This window comes from Haladaptatus sp. (assembly GCF_049589095.1).
Classification (GTDB): Archaea; Halobacteriota; Halobacteria; order Halobacteriales; family Haladaptataceae; genus Haladaptatus.
In genome coordinates, this window is record NZ_JBAWAC010000651.1 from 1 (window position 1) to 8,063 (window position 8,063).

Annotated in this window: 7 protein-coding genes and 2 pseudogenes; 5 read left to right on the forward strand and 4 right to left on the reverse strand. The window is 60.2% G+C overall.

Annotated features, from left to right (window positions below; translation table 11 throughout):
• A pseudogene (locus WBV42_RS20470) lies at positions 1–200 on the reverse strand (hypothetical protein); the annotation flags it as partial.
• A 656-nt stretch (positions 201–856) separates the two neighbouring features.
• Here WBV42_RS20470 and WBV42_RS20475 point away from each other — a divergent pair.
• Positions 857–1,840: an LLM class flavin-dependent oxidoreductase gene (locus tag WBV42_RS20475; RefSeq protein ID WP_423987673.1), complete on the forward strand. Its 984-nt coding sequence runs from the start codon at positions 857–859 to the stop codon at positions 1,838–1,840.
• 515 nt (positions 1,841–2,355) lie between these two features.
• Positions 2,356–2,775, forward strand: a complete 420-nt coding sequence (locus WBV42_RS20480) for a helix-turn-helix domain-containing protein (RefSeq protein ID WP_423987674.1) — start codon at positions 2,356–2,358, stop codon at positions 2,773–2,775.
• A 9-nt stretch (positions 2,776–2,784) separates the two neighbouring features.
• Here WBV42_RS20480 and WBV42_RS20485 read toward each other — a convergent pair.
• The 3 genes and pseudogenes from WBV42_RS20485 to WBV42_RS20495 all read right to left on the reverse strand — a co-directional run.
• Positions 2,785–2,931: pseudogene (locus WBV42_RS20485) on the reverse strand (cell division control protein Cdc6); the annotation flags it as partial.
• Positions 2,932–3,364: 433 nt separating this feature from the next.
• The gene (locus tag WBV42_RS20490; RefSeq protein ID WP_423987675.1) at positions 3,365–4,042 is read right to left on the reverse strand and encodes an MBL fold metallo-hydrolase; all 678 of its coding nucleotides are present in this window, start codon (positions 4,040–4,042) and stop codon (positions 3,365–3,367) included.
• 122 nt (positions 4,043–4,164) lie between these two features.
• Positions 4,165–4,947 carry a metal-dependent hydrolase gene (locus WBV42_RS20495; RefSeq protein WP_423987676.1) on the reverse strand — a complete coding sequence of 261 codons (783 nt, stop codon included), beginning with the start codon at positions 4,945–4,947 and terminating at the stop codon, positions 4,165–4,167.
• 8 nt (positions 4,948–4,955) lie between these two features.
• On the opposite strand from WBV42_RS20495, the gene WBV42_RS20500 reads away from it, so the two are divergent.
• From WBV42_RS20500 to WBV42_RS20510, 3 genes are all read left to right on the forward strand, one after another.
• Positions 4,956–5,957, forward strand: coding sequence for a Cdc6/Cdc18 family protein (locus tag WBV42_RS20500; RefSeq protein ID WP_423987677.1), 1,002 nt, complete (start codon positions 4,956–4,958; stop codon positions 5,955–5,957).
• 163 nt (positions 5,958–6,120) lie between these two features.
• Positions 6,121–6,405, forward strand: coding sequence for a hypothetical protein (locus WBV42_RS20505; protein ID WP_423987678.1), 285 nt, complete (start codon positions 6,121–6,123; stop codon positions 6,403–6,405).
• 107 nt (positions 6,406–6,512) lie between these two features.
• On the forward strand, positions 6,513–8,063 hold a 1,551-nt coding region (locus tag WBV42_RS20510; protein ID WP_423987679.1), incomplete at its 3' end, for an MBL fold metallo-hydrolase.

Genomic DNA, 8,063 nt, shown 5'->3' on the forward strand with positions numbered 1-8,063 from the left:
TAGTCGTCCTCATCGTGACTGTCGTCGTTGTCGTCGTTGTCGCCGTTGTCGCCGTTGTCGCCGTTGTCGCCGTTGTCGCCGTTGTCGTACCGCCTCGATGACGCCGATTCGCCGCCGAAATCCCGTAGGTCACCCTCCCTATCGGCGTCGGGAGAGTCCGATTCGCCGTCCAAGCCCTCGTCCTTCTCCGCGTCGGTCATTACGTTATGTGACCGAGTGGCATAAAGATAAAGCTACCGACCTCGAACCGAGTGAATTGTGTGAAATCCTCGTTTGTCCGGAACGAGAACGTGTTTTCAGGGATTGTAATCGTATAGCCCCCCACCCCCCATACCGAGTGAAATGAGGTTCGGAGGGGTGAAGGGGAATGACGGTTGCACGGGGAGGAGTATATAAAAGACGAGCGGTGGTAGCATCGTCTCTTTGTAAATTGTTCCTAGAACACTTCTTCTAGTTGTTTAGGAAGTAACCTAGTTGTGTTGTTTACCTATATAGTAAAATATATAATATACGCGAAAGAGGAGCGGGAAAGACGCCGCTAGAGAACCGTTCTCACCTTCCGCTTTCACGTTGTCTCCATACCGTTTACCGTCGTCTTTCACTCGGTTCGAGGGGTGTCCGCCGCTTGTCAGCCAAACGTCTGACGCCATTCGAGGGGGGGACCCCTTCGAACCATTTCACTCGGTTTGAGGGGTGGGGGTGCTCGTTCTTCCCATTCGTTCGTGTATTTCCGAATTCACTCGGTGTCCGGTGTCCCCCCGTTGTCTGCCATTCACTCGGTTTGAGGGGTGGGGCCTGACTGATTTGATCGAGTCCACCCTATCGATTTTTCATACGCCACGGCGTGCGATAGACCATGCCAACCGATCTACTGTTGCCCCAGGTGACCACCCTCGATCACACCGAGATTAGCGTCCGTGCCGAGTCGCTCGGCTACGACGGCCTCTGGCTCGGCGAACTCTGGGGAACGAGTTCGGTCGTCCAACTCACCGACATCGCAGCCCACACCGACACCGTCGAGCTTGGAACGGCGATCGTCAACGTCTTCTCGCGGACGCCCGCCGTACTGGCGATGACCGCGGCGACGCTCGACGAAGTCTCCGACGGTCGATTTCGACTCGGCGTCGGGACGTCGACGAAAAAAGCCATCGAGGACCTTCACGGGATGAAATGGGACGATCCCAATCCGGTTCGACGGGCGCACGAAACCATCGAACTGACCTCGAAATTCCTCGGAGAGGACGGCCGTGTCGAATACGACGGGGAAATCTTCACCGTTCGGGATTTCCCGTCACTGGACGCCGACGTACCCATCTACCACGCCGCGCTCGGGCGGGCGAACCGTCGGGTCGTCGCACGGCTCTGTGACGGCTGGATTCCGCACAACATCCCGTTTCCGGACCTCGATGAGGCGTTCTCGTACATCGCCGACCAAGCCGAGGCGGCCGGTCGTGACGACGCCATCGACGTTGCACCGTACGTACCCGCCGCCGTCAGTGACGACGTTGCGGCGGCCAAGGACGCCATCCGGGGTCACGTCGCCTACTACGTCGGCAACGGTCGCGGCTACGAGCAGGCGGTCGCCCAGCGGTTCCCGACGGACGCCTCGGCGGTCGCCGAGGCGTGGCGGAACGGTGATCGCGAGGCTGCCGCCGCGAACGTCACCAATGAAATGGTCGAGGCGCTCGGAGTCGCAGGAACACCGGAACGGGCCCGAGAGCAGTTCCGAGCGGTCAGCGAAATCGACTGCATCACGCGACCGATAGTGACGATTCCGAGCAACGCCGACGAAGGAATGGTCGAACGGACCATCGACGCCTTGGCACCGTCGAGTTACTGACTTTCCGTACCACGGAAACGCGCACCCGGTTGTCCGAGGTACGGACCGGGTTGCTATTTCGCCGATCTGGATTTTCGGCACGGAGATGGAAATCGGGTCGCTACCGGGACAAATGATACCGAGTCCGCCGATTGAAATCGGACAACTGCAGAGCTATTGGTAGTGTATAAATCACATGTTGCGATACAAAGACAGCCATTCGGAGGAAAAGATACGAATATAAGGGATAAAGCAGTCGCCCTCGAATCGTTTCGGACGAGCCACTAAGGGGTGGTGATCTTCATAGCGGAAACGAACAGGGCCAACTAACCGATGCAGACTGTACCGAATCTCCCTGCCTCGTTTCTACGACAGTCATCACCGGCAATTGCGCAATCATCGTTGTATTACACAGCTACTCTTGTAATCGATATCACGGTAGCCGATGTGTGCAAGATCGAGATGTTACAGTAATCTCTCGACTTTCCAGCATATATCCCAAAATTATTTACTCACTCTTTCTGTCGTACAGGACGATGGCACAACTGGAGGACGTCTCGACGGCCGCGCTTCGGGAGGCACTGCAGGACGCGGACGACGCCACCACCACGAAACGGATCATGGCCGCGATCGCGTACAAACAGGGCGTCTCACAGACGGAGTTGGCCGACTGGTACGGCCTCTCCCGCAAGACCATTTATAACTGGCTGCAACGATTCGAGGAGGAGTCCATCCGGAACGCGGCCAGCGACAAGCCTCGTTCCGGTCGGCCGCCGAAGCTCGGGGGGGAAGAACGGGACGAACTCCTTCGGTTGCTACGGAACTCCCCCAAAGCGGCCGGTTACGACGCAGAGGAGTGGAACATCCCGCTCGTCCAGCGTCTCGTGGCGGAGCAGTTCGACATCGCGTATTCGCGCACCAGTGCGTATCGAATCCTGTCCTCTGTGAGTAATTAATTTTTGAACTCATATCGTAGTGAACTCTTCACCGGAGTCGGGAAGGTATTCCAGAACGCTTCGATGAGCATCGACCTCGCTGATCGTCGTTTGAAGCGCATCGACGACGGTCACGATGTCGCGGTTGAGTTCGTGCTCGCGGTACCTACCCCAGTCCCCATGCGCTCTGAATCGTCAAGATTGACCCGTCGATGAGATACGTTCGTCATCGAGACTGACTCGCTGCTTAAACTGCGGGTTGTCGTCGATGCGATAGCGTCGGGCAATCGTGAGCGGTCGGATGTCCGTTATCGAGCCAAAATTCGACCGCCTACGTCGAGAATGGGGATACGGCGGACCCCACAATTTCCAGTAAAGGTTCAAGACGATACGGACGGACACACCCCACCGTTTCCAGTATCGCGGCGGGATCTAAAAATCGGGATACGGTGGTACGACGGTTGGTAAGGAATTCTTTCGACACCCGCCGATTACCGTTGCCGTATCTCCATTTCTACCATCGAGTTCGTGCCGAGTTCATGTCCGGCTATTAGTGGAAACGGTGGGGTCCGATCACGGTCTGGCTGGAGGGGAACGTCCGCCGAAGCGGTTACCGATCCGCAAGCAGCGCCTCGATCCGCTCCGTTCCGTCCTCGACGTAGCCGCCGTGAAAGCAGACCGCGTGGTCGATGTCGTGGGTCGCAATCGTTTCGACGCTCCCCCACGCCGTTTCCATCTCGGGGGTTGCGCCTTCGCGTGGGCCGACGAGTTCTCCCTCGGGCGCGTTTAGCGCGTCGGCCGTGACCAACAACTCCTCGTCGGGGAAGTAACAGGAGACGTGCCCTGGTGTGTGTCCGGGTGTGTGGATAATCTCCATCGGCCCGGCGTCGGTCGTGAACGTCTCGTCACCGGTAAGACGGACATCGATCGTCGTCGGATCGATCGCCATGGGGCGTTCCTCGCTCGATTTCAGCAGTTCCTTTTCGCCCTCGATGTACGGCGCGTCCGCTTCGTGTGCGAACACGACGGCGTCGGTTCGTTCGACGACCGCCGCGAGACAGCCAGCGTGGTCGATATCCTGATGCGTGAGGACGACCGCCCACGTGTCGTCGAGGTCCAGCCCTTCGTCATCGAGCGCACCGGTGAGGTCATCGATACCGTCAGGCATCCCGACGTCGAGAAGGAGGAGGCCACGCGGCGTCTCGACGGCCGTCGGGGTGAGCGTCATCTCTCGGTCGCCGACCGAGACATCTATCGGAAGATCGTACACTCCGTTTGGAAGCGCCATACCCGTGATTGTCCAGCAACTTGCTTGAACCCCATCGCTTCCGGCCAGCGCTTCCCCTTTCCCGGTTCACGTTCGTCACCGTTCTCCGATTCACGTCCATCGCTGTTCCCGTCTCACGTTCGTCACCGCTCTCCGACATGGTTCTGCGTTATTCCCGACCACAGGTCACGCAGTTCGGCAATTCCCGGAGAGCCATCGGCGATCCAGACGCCGAGCGCGATCCCGGCGAGCGCGAACTGAAGGAGGACGAACGGGGTCAGGCCGAAGTTCGCGAAATGAGCGGAGAAGCTCTTTGACGTCTCGTACGACGGGGGGGAAAGGACGGGCCACAGCAGGAAGCTCACGTCCGCGAGTCTCCCTTGCAGAAGCGGATGCACGGAATCCATCGCGAGGTGACTCAGGTAGCCGATGGCGAACGCACCCAGCGGAATCCGCCTTTCGGATCGACGAGCGCCGATCCACAGCAGTCCGAGGAGCAGTGTGGCTGTCAACAGGGAGTGCGTTAACGTTCGTCCGGTCGGAAGTACGGCAAACGTCCACGCGAGCGGTTTGTCGACCAAATCCGGAAACTGCGTGCCGAACGCGACTGCGACCGTTCCGACTGCGGACGGTGAACGGTCATCGGCTCGGCACCAGAACGAATACAGGAGATAGCCGACGGCGAGGTGTCCCCATGGCCACATGCTTTCCCCTTTTTCGACGACCGTGTTAGGAACTTCGGCTTCCAACCGAACGTTCGGCGAACGTATCGAGCGTATCGTCGCGGCGTATCGTGAGGAACAGTCCGATTGATGGTCGATACTGCTGACGTGGGCGATGTCCCGAACGCCGCAGATACGAACGATGTCGCTTTCGGAAGAATCGGAAACCGCCCACTTCCGTTTATTATGACGGCCGGAATACACACTTTCATATGATTCACGATGCTCGCGTCCTGCAACCACAGTTCGTTCCCGAAGAGGTCGAGCATCGAAACGAGGAAATCAACACGTTATCGAACACGCTCAAACCCATCATGGACGGGCAGAACGGCGAAACCTCGCTCCTGTTGGGCCCATCGGGCGCGGGAAAGACCTGTATCGCCAAGTTCACCACCGACCGGTTGCGCGAGAACGTCCTCGACATCAACCGACAGTACGTCAACTGTTGGCAGGATTACACGCGGTTTCAGGTGCTCTATCGGATCCTCGAAGGCATCGGCCGAACCGTCAACATCCACCGTCGCTCGACGCCGAAGGACGAACTCCTCGACCGCCTCCAGCGGTACGACGGGCCGCAGTTCGTCGTCATCCTGGATGAAGTCGACCAACTCGAAGACAAGAGCGTTCTCTACGATCTGTATCGAATGCCGACGATTTCGATGGTACTCATCACGAATCACGAGGACGAACTGTTTTCACACCTCGACGGTCGCTTGGCGAGTCGGCTTCGGACGTGCGTTCGGGTTCCGTTCGAGAAGTACCACCTCGACGAACTCGTCTCGATCCTCCGTGCCCGCGCCCAGTGGGGACTTTCGGAAGACGCAATCGGAAACCGCCAACTCGAACTGATCGCCGACGCGGCGGCGGGCGACGCACGGATCGCGATCGGGATCCTCAGGAATGCGGCACGTCGCGCCGAGCAGGGCGACGCCGACCACATCACGGTCGATATCGTCCGGGAAGCGATACCGAACGGACGCCACGAAGTCCGGCAGAAAACCATCGACCAACTCAACTCCCATCAACGCGCCCTCTACGACATTTTGGACGAAACCGGTGAACTCGCGCCGGGCGACCTGTACGATGCGTACCGGGAGCGCGTCGAGAACCCGAAGACGAACCGAACGGTTCGGAACCACCTCTCGAAGATGGAACACTATCGGCTCGTCGTCGCCGAGGGAAAGAACCGAGCGCGGACCTATCGACTGCGCTGATAGCGAGTTTCGGAAGCGTCGGAAACAACCCGGTCTTGCCTATGGTTCCGGCGGCGGATAGAGTAATTGTGATGACAGCACAGCACGAATCGACGGTTTCGCCCCTCGAAAATGGAATCGACGCCACGCGCTACGAGGTGGCTCACGGAATCGAGGTGCGTCCATGAGTCGAACGACTACGACGTACCGAGACCTGCTCCGCGCAATGGAAAGCCGCTGGACGCCGTATCGACGCGGTCTCCGGCGTGACGACCAACTGGTGTTCGATCGGCTCTTCGAGTTCGCACGCGCACACGCCGACGCGAGCGGGTTCCAACACCCCCACCAACATCCCCAACCCGTGGAGATTCCCGCACTGTTCTCCATGCTCCTCGAACAGCAACGACAGATCGACGACCTCGAAGACCGACTCGACCACCTGGAGCGTGATCTGAGCGACGTGGAATGACCGCGCATCCCATGGACGGGTTTATGATCGCGGCATCCCGTTTTTTTTACTGCTTGGTGCCGAGCGCCGTTTACTTCGAACGACGCTCGGCGTACGAGCGCGAAACAATGACCGAATTTGACACTGACACGCCGTGGCTCCCGGCTGACGCGGGACCGGAGTTCGACCCGCTCGAACACTTCGACGCTCTTCCGGACGGGAACACCCCACTGGTCGTCACGCCGCGCGGCGGCACACGCGAAGTCGGACGGAGTTGCTACCAGGTCGATACGGAACACGCGACGTACCTCGTCGATTGTGGTCTGCGCCAAGGGTCCGGCGAGACGTTTCCCGATTTCCGGGGACTCTCGCTCGAAGGGGTGGACGCCGTGTTCCTCACGCACGCACACATCGACCACTGCGGTGGGCTCCCCGTCCTCGAAGCGAACGGGCTGTTGGACGACGACGCGCCGATCCTGGCCACGCCGCCGACCATCGCCCTCGCAAAGCTCCTCCTCGAAGATTCGCTCCACATCCACAGGCGTGAGACACAGCGCCCCGGCACCGAACAGCGGTTCGACCGGCAACACGTCGATGCGGTCTTCGAACGCTTCGAACCGGTGGACTACGGCGGAGGCCGCGTCGAGCCGTTCGCCCCGACGCCCGACGAGGAACCGCTGGTCTTCCAGTACGGGAACGCGGGCCATCTCCTCGGTTCGTCGTGGCTCATGCTCCAAACGGGAGGCTACCGAGTTGTCTTCTCGGGGGATATCGGCGGGCGTGCGACCCATCTACCGGACGTCCAGTCGCCGCCCGGTGCGGACGTTCTCCTGACGGAGTCCACGTACGGCAGCCAGCACAGTCACACGTCGATGCACGACGCGCGGTCGGGACTGTTCGCCGCCGTCGCGCAGGCTGTCGAAAACCGTCAACCCGTTCTCATCCCGACGTTCGCGGTCGGCCGGGCACAGCTCCTTCAACTGCTGTTCAAGGAGCGGTTTACGTCGCATCCGGGCGACATCGGCTCACGGGTACAACTCGTCGTGGACGGGATGGCCCAGGACGCGACTGAAATCTATCACGAGTACGTGTTGGACGACACCTACATGGACGAATCCATCGTCAACCGCGCGAAAAACAGCGGGCAGGACCGCCCCTTCCTTCCGGACGGTGCCGGGTTTCCGCGGAACGACGAGGAGCGACGGGAACTGCTCACCGATACGGACCCGCTGTCGGGAGGGACCGTCCCCGTCGTCATCGCGCCCTCCGGGATGCTGACCGGCGGGCATTCCCCGCGGTATCTCGTCGAGTTCGCGGCCCGGTTCGAGGACGCGAAGGTGTTCCTCACCGGCTATCAGTCGAAGGGGACGACCGGGCGGACGCTTCAAAACTACCTCGACGCCGGGGAGGACGAAGTGACGACCACGCCGGACGCGACGCCGTTCGGGACGGACTGGCCGAGTTCCGATTCCGTGGCGTGGACGCGCGTCGAGACCGACGACGGATTCGAGCGGACCACCCGAGCGACCGTTCCGACGGAATGGGTCGAAACGGTGGACGGCCTCAGCGCCCATGCCGCACAATCCGGCTTGTTGAAGTTCGCCAGGGCCGTCGAACCGTCGACGGTGGCGATGATTCACGGTCCCGACTACGCACAGGACCACCTCGCCCGTCACTTC

What these genes read in the sequence shown, in the direction of transcription:
- WBV42_RS20475 (WP_423987673.1), top strand. Translation starts at nt 857, where the DNA reads ATGCCAACCGATCTACTGTTGCCCCAGGTGACCACCCTCGATCACACC.
- WBV42_RS20480 (WP_423987674.1), top strand. Translation starts at nt 2,356, where the DNA reads ATGGCACAACTGGAGGACGTCTCGACGGCCGCGCTTCGGGAGGCACTG.
- WBV42_RS20490 (WP_423987675.1), bottom strand. Translation starts at nt 4,042, where the DNA reads ATGGCGCTTCCAAACGGAGTGTACGATCTTCCGATAGATGTCTCGGTC.
- WBV42_RS20500 (WP_423987677.1), top strand. Translation starts at nt 4,956, where the DNA reads ATGATTCACGATGCTCGCGTCCTGCAACCACAGTTCGTTCCCGAAGAG.
- WBV42_RS20505 (WP_423987678.1), top strand. Translation starts at nt 6,121, where the DNA reads ATGAGTCGAACGACTACGACGTACCGAGACCTGCTCCGCGCAATGGAA.